This window comes from Actinomadura monticuli (assembly GCF_041463655.1).
Classification (GTDB): domain Bacteria; phylum Actinomycetota; class Actinomycetes; order Streptosporangiales; family Streptosporangiaceae; genus Spirillospora; species Spirillospora monticuli.
This window is the reverse complement of record NZ_JAXCEI010000003.1, coordinates 205,767-223,188: the sequence shown is the minus strand read 5'-3', so window position 1 is coordinate 223,188 and position 17,422 is coordinate 205,767. Positions and strand designations below refer to the sequence as shown.

14 protein-coding genes are annotated in these 17,422 nt (G+C 71.8%); 11 read left to right on the top strand and 3 right to left on the bottom strand.

All coding sequences use genetic code 11. The features are described from left to right. Positions 1-5: 5 nt before the first annotated feature. On the bottom strand, positions 6-431 hold the full coding sequence (locus SM611_RS07560) for a hypothetical protein (protein ID WP_371948302.1): 426 nt from the start codon (positions 429-431) through the stop codon (positions 6-8). A 408-nt stretch (positions 432-839) separates the two neighbouring features. Here SM611_RS07560 and SM611_RS07555 point away from each other — a divergent pair, with 408 nt between their 5' ends. The 5 genes from SM611_RS07555 to SM611_RS07535 all read left to right on the top strand — a co-directional run bounded on the left by SM611_RS07555 (position 840) and on the right by SM611_RS07535 (position 5,821). Next, positions 840-1,664 carry a hypothetical protein gene (locus tag SM611_RS07555; RefSeq protein ID WP_371948301.1) on the top strand — a complete coding sequence of 275 codons (825 nt, stop codon included), beginning with the start codon at positions 840-842 and terminating at the stop codon, positions 1,662-1,664. Positions 1,665-1,963: 299 nt separating this feature from the next. Then, the gene (locus SM611_RS07550) at positions 1,964-3,472 is read left to right on the top strand and encodes an AbeC-like domain-containing protein (RefSeq protein WP_371948300.1); all 1,509 of its coding nucleotides are present in this window, start codon (positions 1,964-1,966) and stop codon (positions 3,470-3,472) included. Next, complete coding sequence (locus tag SM611_RS07545) at positions 3,469-3,855, top strand: hypothetical protein (protein WP_371948299.1); 387 nt, start codon at positions 3,469-3,471, stop codon at positions 3,853-3,855. The genes SM611_RS07550 and SM611_RS07545 overlap by 4 nt, the downstream gene beginning before the upstream one ends. Before the next feature lie 74 nt (positions 3,856-3,929). Then, positions 3,930-4,592 carry a response regulator transcription factor gene (locus SM611_RS07540; RefSeq protein WP_371948297.1) on the top strand — a complete coding sequence of 221 codons (663 nt, stop codon included), beginning with the start codon at positions 3,930-3,932 and terminating at the stop codon, positions 4,590-4,592. A gap of 26 nt (positions 4,593-4,618) precedes the next feature. Beyond that, the gene (locus SM611_RS07535; protein ID WP_371948296.1) at positions 4,619-5,821 is read left to right on the top strand and encodes a sensor histidine kinase; all 1,203 of its coding nucleotides are present in this window, start codon (positions 4,619-4,621) and stop codon (positions 5,819-5,821) included. On the opposite strand, the gene SM611_RS07530 is transcribed toward SM611_RS07535, so the two are convergent. Then, the gene (locus SM611_RS07530) at positions 5,754-7,538 is read right to left on the bottom strand and encodes an AMP-binding protein (protein ID WP_371948295.1); all 1,785 of its coding nucleotides are present in this window, start codon (positions 7,536-7,538) and stop codon (positions 5,754-5,756) included. The two genes, SM611_RS07535 and SM611_RS07530, sit on opposite strands and share 68 nt — an antisense overlap. 198 nt (positions 7,539-7,736) lie before the next feature. Here SM611_RS07530 and SM611_RS07525 point away from each other — a divergent pair, with 198 nt between their 5' ends. From SM611_RS07525 to SM611_RS07505, 5 genes are all read left to right on the top strand, one after another. Continuing rightward, complete coding sequence (locus SM611_RS07525; protein WP_371948294.1) at positions 7,737-8,939, top strand: thiolase family protein; 1,203 nt, start codon at positions 7,737-7,739, stop codon at positions 8,937-8,939. A 50-nt stretch (positions 8,940-8,989) separates the two neighbouring features. Further along, positions 8,990-11,077, top strand: coding sequence for a 3-hydroxyacyl-CoA dehydrogenase NAD-binding domain-containing protein (locus tag SM611_RS07520; protein WP_371948293.1), 2,088 nt, complete (start codon positions 8,990-8,992; stop codon positions 11,075-11,077). A 193-nt stretch (positions 11,078-11,270) separates the two neighbouring features. Continuing rightward, positions 11,271-12,755 carry an amino acid permease gene (locus SM611_RS07515; protein WP_371948292.1) on the top strand — a complete coding sequence of 495 codons (1,485 nt, stop codon included), beginning with the start codon at positions 11,271-11,273 and terminating at the stop codon, positions 12,753-12,755. An 84-nt stretch (positions 12,756-12,839) separates the two neighbouring features. Then, positions 12,840-14,189 carry an FAD-dependent oxidoreductase gene (locus tag SM611_RS07510; RefSeq protein ID WP_371948291.1) on the top strand — a complete coding sequence of 450 codons (1,350 nt, stop codon included), beginning with the start codon at positions 12,840-12,842 and terminating at the stop codon, positions 14,187-14,189. A gap of 101 nt (positions 14,190-14,290) precedes the next feature. Continuing rightward, entirely contained in the window at positions 14,291-14,656 is a 366-nt protein-coding gene (locus SM611_RS07505) for a hypothetical protein (RefSeq protein ID WP_131943809.1), read from the top strand. Positions 14,657-14,693: 37 nt separating this feature from the next. Here SM611_RS07505 and dxs read toward each other — a convergent pair whose 3' ends face one another. After that, on the bottom strand, positions 14,694-16,646 hold the full coding sequence (gene dxs / locus SM611_RS07500) for a 1-deoxy-D-xylulose-5-phosphate synthase (protein WP_371948290.1): 1,953 nt from the start codon (positions 16,644-16,646) through the stop codon (positions 14,694-14,696). A 152-nt stretch (positions 16,647-16,798) separates the two neighbouring features. Between dxs and idi the strand changes: the two genes are divergently transcribed. Next, entirely contained in the window at positions 16,799-17,374 is a 576-nt protein-coding gene (gene idi / locus SM611_RS07495) for an isopentenyl-diphosphate Delta-isomerase (RefSeq protein ID WP_371948289.1), read from the top strand. Positions 17,375-17,422: the final 48 nt, after the last annotated feature.

Genomic DNA, 17,422 nt, shown 5'->3' with positions numbered 1-17,422 from the left:
GCGCCTCACCGTCCGGCCCCCGGCAGGTCGGCCCTGCACGCCTCACGCGCCTTCTGCAGGGCGCCCCGGTCGATCTCCCCGGTGGGAAGCCTGACCTGCCCGTCCGGACCCGGGTCGGGGATGTCCACCCCGTGCTCGCGCATGCACTGCGCGAACTTCACGTACTGGTCGCGCACCTTCGGGTCCTTCAGGTCGGGCATCATTCCACCCGCCTGCAGCCACTGCCGGCACTTCTCCAGCGCGCCCTGCAGCTTCGTCCGGTCGGTGCCCTTCCCGAGCCGCATCGCCTTCTGGTCACCGCTGCCCGGATCCGGGACGTCGACCCCGTTCTCCCGCATGCACCGCGCGAACCGGAGCTGCGCGTCCTCCGCCGAAAGCGACGCACTGGGCGAAGCCGACGCCGACGCCTTCACCCCACCGGCACTCGCCACCCCGCCTCCGCCGTCATCACCCCCGCACGCCGAAAGCCCCAAGGCCAGCACCACGGCCGGCCCGACGGCCCACGCCCGAATCCCCATCTCTTCCTCTCCGCCGAGACCACACGCCCCAGGCGAAAAGCAATGAGACCGCCCCCAGGGTTAAACCCGCATTAGCCGCGATGCCGCTGTGGGGATCGGTACGAGTCGGGGGATTCGCAGGGCCGCTTGGCGGGGTGAGTCTCATCCCGCTGATCGACATCGGCCCATGTAGCCGGGCCCATCCGGTGCATATCGTTCGCCGGTATCCGACCGCCGTCTCGTTCCTCCGCGGAAAAATCTTCCTCAGTTGATAAAAGGGGGTCGCGGAGTGTGAAGTCACGGGAGAACACTCCGCGTGCCGGCGGCGGCATAATCCCCCAGGTGGCCAGTGCACCGCCGTTGAACGAGGACTTCCGGCTGGTCGAGGCGCTTCAGGCGCAGCGGCCGGGGGCGGTCGGCCACGTCTACAACGTGTACGGGCCCGAATTGGTCGAGTACGCGGACGGGCTGCTCGGCGACCGCGAGCGGGCGGTCGGGGCCGTCCGGGAGGCGCTGCTCACGCTGCGGAACGCGGAGGTGCCGGACGCGGGAACGTTCCGGGACTGGCTGTACGAGCTGGTCCGCGACCAGTGCGGGACGCCGCCGCCGCGCAAGAGGGGACGCCTCGTCGCCATCGGGGGCGCGGCGGCGGCCGTCGCGCTGACCGGCGGCATGCTCGTGCTGTTCGAGTCCATGGAGGCGGAGCGGAAGCCTGCGGCCGCGCCGCCGGTGGCGATGGTCACGCCGCAGACCCCGACGCCCTCGCCCGCGCCCACGCCAGCGGACGAGGCCGGGAAGGACGCGCCGGAGAAAGAGAAGAAGGCCGCCAAGCCGAAGAAGACGCGCAAGGCGCCGACCGGCCCCGGACGCTTGTCGGTGAACGACTCGGGATGCCGGGGAGTCCGCGCGGCCGGACTGCCGACCCGGTGTTACATCCGGCTGACGGCAGCGGGAGGCACCGTGAAGTGGTCGGTGACCTCGGTGCGGGACAGGGCCGAGAGGATCAGCGCTGGCGGCTCCGGAACGCTCAAGGCCGGACGCTCGACGTCGGTCGCCGTGACCGTGAGCCCCACGGTGCTGTGCTACATCGGCGGCCGCGGCAGCGGCACGGTCTCGTTCGCGCCGGGCGGCACGGCGACCGTGACCTACACCTGCTGGCGGCGTTAGCACCCGTCCGGACGCAAGGGGACGCACTGCTCTCGGACGAGATCAGCGCGCGTAACCGATCCTTCATCGCCGGACCGGTAACGGACGTCCGATAAGCCGATGGACACTGACGGTTTCCAGGCCCTTAACCGGCGGGCCTGGCCAGGTGCGGGCAACGATAAACCTCACTCGCGACGGCGACCTAGATTAACCGGGTAGGCCGATCGAGAATTCCCGCACCCCGGGAGGTGATAGTGGGAAAGTCCAAAATGGAGGTCACCGATGCGGGGAGCCTCGCTTTCGATCCTGCGTCCTCCGAGGTGACCAGGCTTCTGTGCCGCGCGGTCCACTACCGGCCCGACCAGGTGAGGGCCTTTCGCCAGCGGTTGCGGGGGCGCGACGCCGACGCACCCGAGCCTCCACCGCGATACAGCCGTCGCCGCCGCATCTACCTCACCGGACGGGACGACTGTCCTCCGCTCGGGCTGCCCGCCGCCCGCTGGATGGTCGATCACATACTCAAGGGCCCGCGGGTTCCCGTCCCCTCCTACGGCTTCGACCTCGAACCGGTCGTGCTCGCGTCGCTCGACGCGATCCGGCTGCTCTGGCTCCGGCGCGTGCTGTGCGGGGCGGTGCTGCTCTCGGCGGCCGTCCTGGCTCCATCGGCGATGGCGATCTGGACGCTGCCCTTCCTCCTCGCCACCCTTCTGGCCAAGGCCGAGCGGTCGCGGAAGCGCGGGATGGTGATCGTGTCGGTCCTGGTGTTCGCGAGGCTGGTCCACGCGGGCGGGCTCTCCCCGCCGGGGTTCACGCTGTGGGCGCTGCCCCTCGGAGTCCTGACCGGCCTGACGACCGCATGCGCGCTCGACCGGGTCCTCGCGCTCAGGGCCATGGAGGCCGAACTCGTCCCGCGGACTCTCATGCTGCCGAACCGCGCGCGCCTCCGCACGCGGGCAGCCGCCCAGTTCCGCAGGCAGTTGCCCTACGACGACACCGGGGAGCACTTCATCGGCGCGGGCCGCGACGTCTGGTCTCCCGCCGTGATCAGCCTGCCGCTGCGGCCCAAGGAGGGCGGCACGCCCCCGGGCCGCCTCCACGAAGGCGAACTGCTGGACGCGATCAGCCGGGACGTCCTCGCCCGCCCGGCCGACGCGTTGACGGACCCGCTGCCGCACCTGTCCGCCGTCCAGGTGGTCGGGATGCCCGCCGCGCGGTGGCTGCAGGCCACCCAGGGCGGCGCGGAGCAGGACGTCGACCTGTCCGGGTTCAACGGGCGGGCGCCGTCCAGCCGTCCGGAGCGGCTCTACCTCCGCATCCAGTCGGTGAGCTGGGAGGGCGAGATCGTGGTCAACGTGTTCGTCCACGCCGCCTTCGAGGCCGGCGAGCTGAGGTTGACCCTGCGGCCGCAGGTCGGCACGCCCCCGTACCCGAAGTTGAAGACCGTGCCCCGGCGAACGACGCGAAAGCTGCCCGTGGACGCTCTTCTGGACGCGCTGGAGATGCTGCTCCCGCCTCGCAGCCGCCGTGCCGAGCCCTCGGCCGATGTCGATCTGGTGAGCCTGCGTGACCGTTACTCCCTTGAAGAGGCCACGGACAGGCATCAGAACGACGACGCCAAACGGCACGTGACGCTGATCCAGCGGCGCGTGTTCAGGTCGGTGCAGCACCACCTGGACGAAAAGGGATTGGCCACCGAGGAGTACGACGAGCAGGTCGCCGCGGTGTTCAGCATGATCAATATCTACGGCGACAACAACGCGCCCGTGCAGCAGGTGACCGCGAACACCGTCCAGAACGTCGAGCAGCAATCTGGAAAGGAGAGCCCATGAACTCCGGGCGGAAGGACGAGACGACGAACTCCCTCAGGATCCAGGAGTCGAACAACGCACCGATCCAGCAGGTCGGGGGGAAGGTCGTGCGAAATGTGAGCCAGACCGTGCACCCGGCCGCGCCGTCCATGGTCGACGAGGTCCGCCGGCTGCTGGCGGACTTCCGGCGGGAGATCGAACAGAAGTCGCAGGACATCCCGGCCGAACAGCGCCAAAGCGCCGGTGACGCGGCCGCGACGATCGCGGCGAATCTCGACGATGTCGAGGCCGGGGGGCCGGCCCTGCGGACCGCGCTCAGGGCGCTGCCGGCCGCGATCGCCGGGACCGTGGTCGAGCAGGCCGGAACCGCGCTGGCACAGGCCGTCCGCGCGTTGGTCAACTGACGAGCGCGCTCGCGAGGGCATCGGGCGGGACAGGGCTTACCGGGGTTTAACCCCTGGGGCGGCATGCTCGCCGCATGCGTGTTCTGGTCGTTGAGGACGAGCGGGTGCTCGCGGACGCCATCGCCGAGGGGCTGCGGGACGAGGCCATGGCCGTCGACGTGGTCTATGACGGCGATGAGGCGTTGGAGCTGGCCTCCTACAACGAGTACGACGTGGTCGTCCTCGACCGGGATCTGCCGGCGGTGCACGGGGACGACGTGTGCCGGGAGCTCGTGGGGCGGCGGAGTCCGGGGCGGATTCTGATGCTCACGGCGGCCGGCGATGTCGATGACCGGGTGGACGGGCTGTCGCTCGGTGCCGATGACTATCTGCCCAAGCCGTTCGTGTTCAGTGAGCTCGTCGCGCGTGTTCGGGCGTTGGCGCGCAGATCGGGGGTGCCCGTGCCGCCGGTGCTGGAGCGCCGGGGGATCCGGCTCGACCCGCACCGGCGGAAGGTCGCCAGGGACGGGCGGGAGCTGCGGCTCACGAAGAAGGAGTTCGCCGTGCTGGAGGAGCTGATGCGGGCCGAGGGCGGCGTGGTGTCCGCCGAGCGGCTGCTGGAGCGGGCGTGGGACGAGAACATCGACCCGTTCAGCAACATCGTCCGGGTGACGATGGCGACGCTGCGCAGGAAGCTCGGGCAGCCGCCGGTGATCGAGACGGTGACGGGTTCCGGGTACCGGCTGGAGTCGTGGTGAGGAGGCCCGTGGTGAGGAGGCCCGTGGTGGGGAGGCCCGTGGTGGGGAGGCTGAGCGTCCGGACGCGGCTGACGCTGGTGTACGGGTCGCTGTTCCTGGTGACGTCGGCGGTGCTGGTCGCGGTCACGTACCTGCTGACCGTCCGGACGATGGACGACCGGTTCTCGGCGCGCGACCTCGACCCGGAGGCGCTCGCGCGGCTGCGGGACGTGGCGCTCAACGGCGACACGAGCCAGCTGATCGCGTTGAAGGCCGACGCGGACCGGCAGCTCGCGCAGCAGAAGCGAGACGTGCTGGCGCAGCTGCTGCAGAGTTCGCTGGTCACGATGCTGGTGATCGGCGTCCTCGCGGTGGTGATCGGGTACCTGGTCGCGGGGCGGATGCTGCGCCCGCTGCACCGGGTGACGGCGACGGCGCGGCGGCTGTCGGAGAGCAACATGCACGAGCGGATCGCGCTGGACGGCCCGCAGGACGAGATCAAGGACCTGGCCGACACCTTCGACCGGATGCTGGACCGGCTGAACCGCGCGTTCGACGCCCAGCGGCGGTTCGTCGCGAACGCCTCGCACGAGCTGCGCACGCCGCTGACGATCAACCGGACGGTGCTGGAGGTCGCGCTCGCCAGCCGGAAGAACCCGCCGGAGACGAAGGCGCTCGCGGACGTCCTGCTCGGCAACACCGCGCGGCACGAGCGGCTCATCGAAGGGCTGCTGCTGCTCGCGAGGTCCGAGCGCGATCTCGGCACCCGGGTGGGCACCGCCCTGCCGGACGTGGTCCGCAGTGCCCTCGACCAGCTCGGCGACCCGGAGGTGGACGTCGAGGCGCGGCTCGCGCCGGCGGTCGTGACCGGCGATCCCGTCCTGCTGGAGCGCTGCGCGGTGAACCTGCTGGAGAACGCGGTCAAGTACAACGTGCGGGACGGCCGGGTCTGGGTCCGCACCGGGACCCGGGACGGCGAGGCGTTCCTGCAGGTCGTCAACACCGGGCGGCCGGTCCCCGGCTACGAGGTCGCGGCGATCTTCGAGCCGTTCCGGCGGCTGCGCGCCGACCGGACGGGGTCGAGGGACGGCGCGGGGCTCGGCCTGTCGATCGTGCGGGCGGTGGTGCACGCGCACGGCGGGGCGATCGAGACGGTCCCGCGGCCGGACGGCGGCCTGTCGATCACAGTCCGGCTGGCCGCGGCCACTCCACCCGTCCTTCCGGCCGCGGCTGCTCCGGACGCGCGCTGAGCCAGCGGTGCACGACCTTGCCGGTCGCGTTGCGGGGCAGTTCGGGGATGAAGTGCACGTCGCGCGGCACCGCGTACCGGGCGACGTGCGCGTGCACGTACTCGCGGACCGCGTCGGCGTCGAGGCGGGCGCCGGGCCGCAGGACGATGTAGGCGGCGAGGCGCTGCCCCCACTCGTCGTCGGGGACACCGGTCACCGCGGCCTCGTGGATCTCGGGCAGCCGCAGCAGCGCGTCCTCGACGTCCTGCGGGAGGATGTTCTCGCCGCCGGACACGACCATCCCGTCGCTGCGGCCCTCCACGAACAGCAGGCCGCGGTGGTCGATGTGGCCGAGGTCGCCGGTGGCGAGCAGCCCGTCGCGGACCTCCATGGGCTCGCCGCCCGTGTAGCCCTCGAACAGCAGCTCGTTCGCGGCGAAGATCTGGCCGCGGGTGGAGCGGCCCACCTTGCGGCCGTCGGCGCCCACGATCGCGAGCGAGGTGTTGCGCGGCGGGCGCCCGGCGGTGCGCGGGTCGAGCCGCAGCTCGTGCGGGGTGGCGATGGACACCCAGGACGCCTCGGTGGACCCGTAGACGTTGTAGAGCCGGTCGCCGAACGCGTCCATGAACCGGGTGGCGAGGTCGCCGGGCAGCGCGGCGCCGCTCAGCGCGAAGATCCGCAGCCCGGACGTGTCGTAGCGGTCGCGGACCTCGGCGGGCAGCTCCAGGATGCGCTGGCACATCACCGGGACGGCGAAAACGGCGACGTCTCGGTGCGAGGCGATGGCCCGCAGGGTCTGCTCGGGGTCGAACCGGCGGTGCAGGACGACCGGGGCCCGCAGCGCCCACGCCATCTGCAGCGCGGCGTACCCCCAGGTGTGGAACAGCGGCGCCTCGACGACCATGGTCTGCCGGGTGCGCAGCGGGATCCGGGACGTCATCGAGGCGAGCGGCCACAGGCCGGGCCGGGGCGGGCGGCGAGCGCCCTTGGGGCGTCCGGTGGTGCCGGAGCTGAGCATGATGGTGCGGCTCTGGATCTGCGGCGGCCCGTCCGCGGCGCCGGGCGCGGGCGCCGAGGCGATGACCTCCGCGATGCTCGGGCCCGATCCGGGAGCGGGGCGGGGCGGGGCGTCGGCGTCGGGGCGCGGCGCGGGCGGCAGCGCGGCGAGCGGGACGGGCGCGGCGAGCGGCATGCCGGCGGGCGGGCGGCGGTCGGCCCACAGCACGTTCCGGCGCAGCGCGAGGGGGACGTTCGCGAGGAGCGGCGCGAACTCGGCGTCGGCGACGATGAGCGCGGGCCGCAGCTCGCCGAGCACGGCGCGGATCTGGCCCGATCCGAAGCCGGTGTTGAGCAGCACGACCTCGGCGCCGCGCCGCGAGCACGCGACGAGCGTCAGGACCATGCCGCGGTGGTTGCGGCACAGGACGCCGACGCGCGGGCGGGGGCCGTGCAGCGGGAGTCCGGCGGCGAGCCGCGCGGCCCGCTCGTCCAGCTCGGCGAACGTGAGGACGCCCTCGTCGTCGATCAGCGCGGGACGGGTCGGGGACCGGGCGGCGGAGGCGGCGACGAGCCCGGCGAGCGTGGTGCCCCAGCGCCGCAGCGTGCCGGTCTGCTTGACCATGCGGCGCGGCCCGCCGGAGAACAGGAGCCCGGTCTTCAGCAGGAGGCCGGTGAGGTCGCGGATGTGCCCGATCCGCCGGCGCATCCCCGGCCGGTAGACGGGCCTCGCGTGCGTCACCGTACCCTCCCTCCCCGCCACGGTACTCACCCGTCCAGGGCCGAACAAGAGCACCTCCGCGTCAGTGGTTACTGACGAGTAGCATTGTGGGTTACCAGCGAGTAGCATCGCTGTCGCGGGCACTCGTGCCGCCGTCCAAGGCAGGGGCGGCACGAGGCTCGACGACCCACATCCATCCGCACGCAGGGAGGACGACCCGTGCCTCGCACCGCACGCGACGTCGTGTTCGTCGACGGCGTCCGCACACCCTTCGGCAAGGCCGGCCCCAAGGGCCTGTACGCGGAGACGCGCGCCGACGACCTGGTCGTCCGCGCGATCCGCGAGCTGATGCGCCGCAACCCGTCCCTCCCGCCCGAGCGGGTGGACGAGGTCGCCATCGCCGCCACCACCCAGACCGGCGACCAGGGCCTGACCATCGGACGGTCCGCCGCCGTGCTGGCCGGGCTGCCGAAGAGCGTCCCCGGCTACGCGATCGACCGGATGTGCGCGGGCGCGATGACCGCCGTCACCACGTCCGGCGCCGGCATCTCGTTCGGCTCCTACGACGTCGTCATCGCGGGCGGCGTCGAGCACATGGGGCGGCACCCGATGGGCGAGGGCGTCGACCCGAACCCGCGGTTCCTCGCCGACCGGCTCGTCGACCCGTCCGCCCTGGTGATGGGGACGACCGCCGAGAACCTGCACGACCGGTTCCCCGGCATCACCAAGGAGCGCGCGGACGCCTACGCCGTGCGCAGCCAGCGGAAGGTCGCCGCCGCGTACGCCGCCGGGAAGATCCAGCCGGACCTGGTGCCCACCGCGATCCGCTCCGCCGAGAAGGGGTGGGGGCTCGCCACCGAGGACGAGCCGCCGCGTCCCGGCACGACGCTGGACGACCTCGCCAAGCTGAAGACGCCGTTCCGCGTGCACGGCAACGTCACGGCCGGGAACGCCGCCGGGCTCAACGACGGCGCCACCGCCTGCCTGCTCGCGGCCGAGGACGTCGCCCACGAGCTCGGCCTCGCGCCGAAGATGCGGCTCGTCGATTTCTCGTTCGCCGGGGTGGATCCGGAGGTGATGGGCGTCGGGCCCGTCCCCGCGACCGAGAAGCTCCTCGCCCGCAACTCGCTGACCATGGACGACATCGGCCTCATCGAGATCAACGAGGCGTTCGCCGTGCAGGTGCTCGCGTTCCTGGAGCACTTCAAGATCGCCGACGACGACGCGCGGGTGAACCCGTGGGGCGGCGCGATCGCGCTCGGCCACCCGCTCGCCTCGTCCGGCGTCCGGCTGATGAACCAGCTCGCGCGCCTGTTCGAGGAGCGTACCGACGTCCGTTACGGACTGACCACGATGTGTGTGGGCATGGGCATGGGCGGGACCGTCCTCTGGGAGAACGCGAACTGGGAGGGCAGCAAATGAGCGACGCAGTCGTTCGGGGGGTCCGGGGGACCGCACCCGGGGAGGCCACGATGAGCGGTCTGGGAGAGATCTTCGGTGACGAGGTCGTGACCCACGCGCGCGTACGGGACGTGACACTCCCCTACGCCGCGGGCACGCTCGCCCTCATCACGCTCGACAACGGGCACGACCACACCAAGCCCAACACGTTCGGTCCCAACGGCCTCGCCGAGCTGGACGCCGCCATCGACACGATCGCCGGGCGCGACGACATCGCGGCCGTCGGCGTCACCGGCAAGCCGTTCATCTTCGCGGTCGGCGCCGACCTCAAGGGCGTCCCGCTCATCACGAGCCGGGACGACGCGCGGGCCATCGGCAAGCTGGGCCACGACGTGTTCCGGCGGCTCGGCGAGCTGGACGTCCCGTCCTTCGCCTACTACAACGGCGCGGCGATGGGCGGCGGCGTCGAGATCGGCCTGCACTGCACGTACCGGACGGTCTCGTCCGGCGTCCCGGCGTTCGCGCTCCCCGAGGCGTTCCTCGGCCTGGTGCCCGGCTGGGGCGGGACGTACCTGCTGCCGAACCTGATCGGCGCGGAGAAGGCGCTCAAGGTCGTCATCGAGAACCCGCTCGCCCAGAACCGCACGCTGAAGGGCCGGCAGGCGTACGAGCTGGGCATCGCGGACGCGGTCTTCGAGCCGGCCGACTTCCTGGAGGAGTCGCTCGCCTGGACGGCCCGCGTCCTGAACGGCGACATCGCCGTCACCCGGCCCGAGGTCGACAAGGGCAGGGCGTGGGACGACGCCGTCGCGGCGGCCCGCTGGAACCTGGACGGCAAGCTGCACGGCGCGGCGCCGTCCTTCACCCGGGCGCTCGACCTGGTCGCCGCCGCCAAGGACCGCACCCGCGACGAGGGCTTCGCCGCCGAGGACGAGGCCCTGGCCGACCTCATCATGAGCGACGAGCTGCGGGCCGGCCTGTACGCGTTCGACCTCACCCAGAAGCGGGCGAAGAGGCCGGCCGGGGCGCCCGACGCGTCCCTGGCGCGCAAGGTCACCAAGGTCGGCGTCGTCGGCGCGGGTCTCATGGCCTCGCAGCTCGCGCTGCTGTTCGCGCGCCGCCTGGAGGTTCCGGTCGTGCTGACCGACCTCGACCAGGAGCGCCTGGACAAGGGCGTCGGCTACGCGCACGGCGAGATCGACAAGCTGCTCGGCAAGGGACGCGTCTCCCCCGACAAGGCGAACCGCCTCAAGTCGCTCATCTCGGGCTCGCTGACGAAGGACGCGTTCGCCGACGCCGACTTCGTCATCGAGGCCGTGTTCGAGGAGATGTCGGTCAAGCAGAAGGTGTTCGCGGAGGTCGAGGAGTACGTCTCCGCCGAGTGCGTCCTCGCGACCAACACCTCGTCCCTGTCGGTCACCGAGATGGCGTCGGGGCTGCGGCACCCCGAGCGGGTCGTCGGCTTCCACTTCTTCAACCCGGTCGCGGTGCTGCCGCTACTGGAGATCGTCCGGGGCGAGCGGACCGGAGACGCCGCGCTCGCCACCGCGTTCGCGACCGGCAAGGCGCTGAAGAAGTCGTGCGTGCTGGTCAAGGACGCCCCGGCGTTCGTGGTCAACCGCGTCCTGCTGCGCCTGCTCGCCGAGATCGTCCGGACGGTGGACGAGGGCACGCCGATCGAGGTCGCCGAGCGGGCCGCCGCGCCGCTGGGCCTGCCGATGCCGCCGTTCGTGCTGATGGGCCTGGTCGGCCCGGCGATCGCGCTGCACGTCAACGAGACGCTGCACGGCGCGTTCCCGGACCGGTTCCCGCTGTCGGGCAACCTGGCGAAGATGGTCGCGGCCGGCAAGCCCGGCGTGTACCTGCCCGACTTCTCCCTCGACCCCGACGTCGTGGAGATCTTCGCGGGCGGGACGAGCCCGTCCACCGAGGAGCAGGTCCTCGACCGGGCGCTCGCCGCGCTCGCCGACGAGATCCGCATCATGCTGGACGAGGGCGTCGTCGCGGCGGCCGAGGACATCGACCTGTGCATGATCCTCGGCGCCGGCTGGCCGTTCCACCTCGGCGGCATCACCCCGTACCTGGACCGGTCGGGCGTCGCCGAGAAGGCGGCGGGCCGCCGCTTCCTGGAGCCGGGGGTCGCCTCGCTGCCCGCCTGACCCCGCCGCTCCCCCGGAGAGGGGCGTTCCGAGCCGCGTTCGGAACGCCTCTTTTCCGGCGTTTCCGCACGTCACGGACTCGGGTGCGTTTGACCTGATCATAAGCCGCGCACATATGGGCATACGGCTGACGGCCCTGCCGGGCATCCGGCGGCCGTGACGGGCACGAGGCGAGGGCGGAGGGGCGACGAGGATGAACCTGCTGCGCACGAAGTCGGTCGAGCAGTCGATCCAGGACACCGAGGAGCCCGCGCACCGGCTCCGGCGGGCGCTGTCCGCGCTCGACCTCACGGTCTTCGGCGTCGGCGTGATCATCGGAACCGGCATCTTCGTGCTCACCGGCCAGGTCGCCCGGGAGAAGGCCGGCCCCGCGGTCGCGCTGTCGTTCATCCTCGCCGCCGTCGTGTGCGGCCTCGCGGCGCTCTGCTACGCCGAGTTCGCCTCCACCGTCCCGGTCGCGGGCTCCGCCTACACCTTCTCCTACGCCACCATCGGGGAGTTCCCGGCCTGGATCATCGGCTGGGACCTCATCCTGGAGATGGCGCTCGGCGCGGCGGTGGTGTCCGTCGGCTGGTCCGGCTACTTCGCCTCGCTGCTGGACGACATCGGCGTCTCGATCCCCGCGTCGCTCGCCGCCCCGCCCGGCGAGGGCGGCACGGTGAACGTCCCCGCCATCGCGCTCGTCGCCCTGGTGACCGCCCTGCTCGTCCTCGGCGTCAAGATCTCCTCGCGGGTGAACGCGGTGGTCGTCGCGATCAAGGTGGCGATCGTGCTGCTGGTGATCTTCGCCGGGCTGTTCTTCGTCAAGGGCTCCAACTACGACCCGTTCATCCCGCCCTCGAAGCCGGCCCCCGAGGGGAGCGGCCTCACCGCGCCGCTGATGCAGGAGCTGTTCGGGTTCACGCCGGCGAACTTCGGCTGGCTCGGCATCTTCGCGGCCATCGCCATCGTGTTCTTCGCCTACATCGGCTTCGACATCGTCGCCACCGCCGCCGAGGAGGCCCGCCGCCCGCAGCGGGACCTGCCCATCGGGCTCATCGGGTCCCTGGTCATCACCGCGGTCCTGTACGCCGCCGTGTCGACCGTCGTCGCCGGCATGCAGAACTACACCAAGCTCAGCACCGAGGCGCCGCTCGCAGACGCGTTCAAGGCCGTCGGGCACCCGGTGTTCGCCACCATCATCGACGTCGGAGCCGTCATCGGCCTCACCAGCGTCGTGCTGATCCTGCTGCTCGGGCAGAGCCGCATCTTCTTCGCGATGGGACGGGACGGCCTCATGCCGCAGTGGCTCTCGGCCATCCACCCGCGGTTCGGCACGCCCTACCGCTCGACCGTCATCATGGGGACCGTCGTCGGCGCCCTCGCCGGCTTCATCCCGCTCGCCAAGCTCGCCGAGCTGGTCAACATCGGCACGTTGTTCGCGTTCCTCGTCGTCTCGATCGCCGTGCTGGTGCTGCGCCGCACCCGCCCGGACCTGCCGCGCGCGTTCCGCACCCCGTGGGTGCCGTACCTGCCGATCCTGTCCGTGCTCGCCTGCCTCTTCGTGATGATCAACCTGCCGGTGGACACGTGGCTGCGGTTCCTGGCCTGGATGGTCATCGGCGTCGTCGTCTACGCCTTCTACGGGTACCGGCACAGCCGGGTCGGCGACGCGCACTCGGCCTCCGTCGAGCCCTGACACCTGGTGCGGTCTGACCTGCGGTTACATCAGTGAGGGGGGTCACGGTAGGCATTTGGCCGCCGGGTGGGCACAATGTCCCGCATGGCTTCCCCAGTGCTCGTCGCGGTGATCGGTTCCGGCCCGGCGGGGATCTACGCCGCCGAGGCCCTCGTCAAGCAGACGGACGGCGACGTCCGGGTGGACGTGTTCGACCGGCTGCCGACCCCGTACGGTCTGGTCCGCTACGGCGTCGCCCCGGACCACAAGTCGATCAAGTCGATCGCCCGGTACCTGCAGAAGGTGCTGGAGGACCCCGCCGTCCGCTTCTTCGGCTGCGTCGAGCTGGGCCGCGACCTCACCCGCGCCGACCTGCTCGACTGCTACGACGCCGTCGTCTACGCGACCGGCGCGATGGTCGACCGGCAGATGCGCGTCCCCGGCGAGGACCTCCCCGGCAGCATCGCGGCGACCGACTTCGTCAACTGGTACTGCGGGCACCCCGATGCCGCCGACCACGAGTTCGACCTGTCCGTGGAGGAGGTCGCGGTCATCGGCGTCGGGAACGTCGCCGTCGACGTCGTCCGCATCCTCGCCAAGACGGCCGAGGAGCTGCGCGAGACCGACGTGCCCGAGCAGGTCATCGAGGCGCTGTCGCGCAGCAGGGTGAAGCGCGTCCACATGATCGGGCGGCGCGGCCCCGCGCAGGCGAAGTTCACCACCAAGGAGGCCCGCGAGCTGGGCGAGCTGCCCAACGCGAGCATCCACGTCAGCCCCGAGGACATGGAGCTCGACCCCGCGAGCGCCGAACTCGCCGCCGGCGACCGCAAGACCGGCGGCAACATCAAGGCCCTCAGCGCCTGGACGGGCGAGCCCGCCCCCGGCCGCGCCCGGCACATCGACGTGCGGTTCTGGCGGGCCCCCGCCGAGATCATCGGCACCGACCGCGTCGAGGGCCTCAAACTGGAGAAGACCCGGCTGGACGAGTCGGGCCGCGTGACCGGCACCGGCGAGTTCGAGACGCTGCCCGTCGGCATGGTGCTGCGGTCCGTCGGCTACCAGAGCGTCCCGCTGGAGGGCGTCCCGTTCGACGAGCGCTCCTACGTCGTCCCGAACGAGGGCGGGCGCATCCTCGGGCCGGACGGCGCGCCCGTCCCCCGCGAGTACGTCGCCGGGTGGATCAAGCGCGGCCCGTCCGGGGTCGTCGGCACCAACAAGTCCGACGCCGCCGAGACCGTCCGCAACCTCCTGGAGGACGTCGCCGGCACCGACTCCGCGCCCAAGCGCACCATCGAGGAGCTGCTCGAATCGCGCGGGCTGCCCGTCGTCACCTACACCGACTGGCTCAACCTCGACGCCGCCGAAATCGCGCTCGCGCGCAGCCTCGACCGCGGCGAACGGGTCAAGCTGGCCCACTGGGAGGCGATGACGTCCGCGTGCCGCCGCACGGAATGACGCCCGTGTGACGGAATGACGACCGTGTAATTCGTCTCCGGGCGAATATCCCGCCCGGAAAGTAGTGACGCACATGTCACGCGGGCGCTACGGTGCCGCGTGTGACCGGCGGTCCAGAACTGTACGGGTTCCCCCCACCCGAGACGGTCCCCGACCTCAGGTGGCTGGGCCCCGACTACGTGTCCGTACTCGTGTACGACCTGACGCAGGGACTCCTGCGCCAGGACCCCCGCACGTCCGTCATGGGCGTGCGGTGCGAGGGCGAGCCTCGACTCGACCCCTCGGTCGACCCCGCCGGCGTCATCCGCGCGCACGACGCCTGCTTCCCGCTCCAGGTGTTCGTCCAGGACGGAGCCGGGCGCCCGTGGCGCCTGCGCGGGCGATGGACGTACTCGGGACGCGAACTCGGCACGTCCGCCGCGTCCATCACCCACTTCTGGCGCCTGCTGTCCGCCGACGGGGTGTAGCCCCGCCGGGCGGGGTCAGCACCCCGCCGGGCGGGGGTCAGGGCTTCTCGTCCGACGTCTCCGACTTCTCCGCGGCCCGGGACACGTCCCTGTTCTCGGCCTCCGTCGAGGTGATGCGCGCGACGTACTCGGTGATGTCGCGGGCGAGCGCCTGCGGCGTCAGCCCGATGTCGGCGAGGATCTCGCCGCGCGACGCGTGGTCGAGGAACTCCTGCGGGATGCCGAACGTGCGGAGCGGGACGTCCGCCTCGGCGTCGCGCAGCAGCCGGGCGACGGCGTCGCCGACGGCGCCGGTGCGGCCGTTGTCCTCGGCGACGGCGACGAGCGCGTGGTCGCGGGCGAGGTCGAGCAGCGCCGGGTCGAGCGGCTTCACCCAGCGCGGGTCGACGACGGTGACGCCGATACCCTGCGCGGCGATCAGCCCGGCCGCCTCGACCGCGGGCGCCGCCATCGAGCCGGCCGCGACCAGCAGGACGCGGGTGCCGTTGGAGCCGTCGTGGCGGGCCAGCACGTCCATCTCGCCGGCCTTGCCGATCGCCTCGATGTCCTCGGTCACGGACCCCTTCGGGTACCGGATCGCGGTCGGGCCGTCGGACACGGCGACGCACTCGCGCAGCAGCTCGCGCAGCCGCGCGCCGTCGCGCGGGACGGCGACGCGCATGCCGGGGACGATCTGCAGGATCGACATGTCCCACATGCCGTTGTGGCTGGCGCCGTCGTCGCCGGTCACCCCGGAGCGGTCCAAAGCGAACGTGACGGGCTGCCGGTGGAGCGCCGTGTCCATCAGGACCTGGTCGAACGCGCGGTTGAGGAACGTCGCGTACACCGCCACGACCGGGTGCAGGCCGCCCATGGCGAGCCCGGTCGCGGACGTGACGGCGTGTTGCTCGGCGATGCCGACGTCGAAGATGCGGTCGGGGAACGCCTCCGCGAACGGCGCGAGGCCGACCGGGTAGAGCATCGCGGCGGTGATGCCGACGACGTCGCGGCGCTCCCGGCCGATCGCGACCATCTCCTCGCCGAACACCTTCGTCCAGGCGGGGCCGCCCTTCTTGGTGACGAACCTGCCGGTGGCGGGGTCGAAGGCGCCGCCGCCGTGCATGCAGTCCTCGGTGTCGTTCTCGGCGGGCGCGTAGCCGCGGCCCTTGGTGGTGATGCAGTGCACGATGACCGGGCGGCCGAACCCGCGGGCGCGGCGCAGGGCGCGCTCGACGGCGTCCTCGTCGTGGCCGTCGATCGGGCCGACGTACTTCATGCCGAGGTCCTCGAACATGGCCTGCGGCTGCAGGACGTCCTTGAGGCCCTTCTTGATGCCGTGCAGCGCCTCGTAGGTGAGGTTGCCGACGACGGGCGCGCGCGGGACCGTCTTCTTGATGAGGTCGAGCGCGTTCTCGTACCCCTGGGTGACGCGCAGGTCGGCGAGGTGCGAGGCCAGGCCGCCGATGGTCGGCGAGTAGGACCGGCCGTTGTCGTTGACGACGATGATGACGGGGCGGTCGACGCCGGCGGCGATGTTGTTGAGCGCCTCCCAGCACATGCCGCCGGTCAGCGCGCCGTCGCCGACGACCGCGACGACCGCGCGGTCGGACTCACCGCGCAGCTGGAACGCCTTGGCGAACCCGTCGGCGTACGAGAGCGCGGTCGAGGCGTGCGAGTTCTCGATGACGTCGTGCTCGGACTCGTCGCGGCTCGGGTAGCCCGACAGCCCGCCGCGCTTGCGCAGCAGCTCGAAGTCGTGCCGTCCGGTGAGCATCTTGTGCACGTAGGCCTGGTGCCCCGTGTCGAAGAGGATCTTGTCGTGCGGCGAGTCGAAGACGCGGTGCAGCGCGATCGTCAGCTCGACCGCGCCGAGGTTGGGCCCCAGATGCCCGCCGGTCTTGGAGACCGCCTGAACGAGGAACTCGCGGATCTCCTCCGCGAGCCGAGACAGTTGAGCGGCGTCCAGTCGTTTGAGGTCGTCGGGACCTTTGATCGACTCCAGCAAGCTCACTCGTTTTCAACTCCTCCGTCGGGGACCTGAGTCTCCCCTGGCTCGGGCCGTTCCGAGTTTAATCCCGGTTCGCCCCCGACGCGCCGAAGCCCGCCCGCGCGGCGGGTGTGAAAAGACTGACCCCGGCGGCGGGGATGGGGTAGGAGTAGAGCATGGGCGTCGAAGAGATCGTGCTGCTCAACGCGGACGACGAGGCCGTCGGAACCGCTCCGAAGAGCGCCAGCCACCACAGTGACACGCCGTACCACCTGGCTTTCTCATGCTATGTCGTGGACACGGAGGGTCGCGTGCTGATCACTCGGCGCGCCCTGGGCAAGCGCACCTTCCCGGGTGTCTGGACGGGGAGCTGCTGCGGCCATCCGGGGCCGGGCGAGAAACTCCGCGACGCGGTGCTGCGCCGGCTGCGGGACGAGCTGGGCATACCGTCGGCGTCGCTGACGTCCGTCCTGCCGCGGTTCCAGTACCGGGCCGTCGCCGAGGACGGGACCGTCGAGCACGAGCGCTGCCCCGTGGTGCGCGCCGGCGTCGCGGACGGGTCGGTGCGCCCGAACCCCGAGGAGGTCGAGGCGGCCGAGTGGTGGACGTGGGAGCGCTGCCTGGACCTCGCGCGCCGTCCCGAGTCCTCGCCCTGGTACCGGCTGCAGCTCGCCGAACTGGCACCGCTCGGCGCCCCGCTCGACTGGCCGGACGCCGGCCCGGAGGAGCTGCCGCCCGCGCTCGCCTGGTAGCCGATGTGACCCGCATCACCGCTTGATCACTTTTCGGTCCCCGGTGTT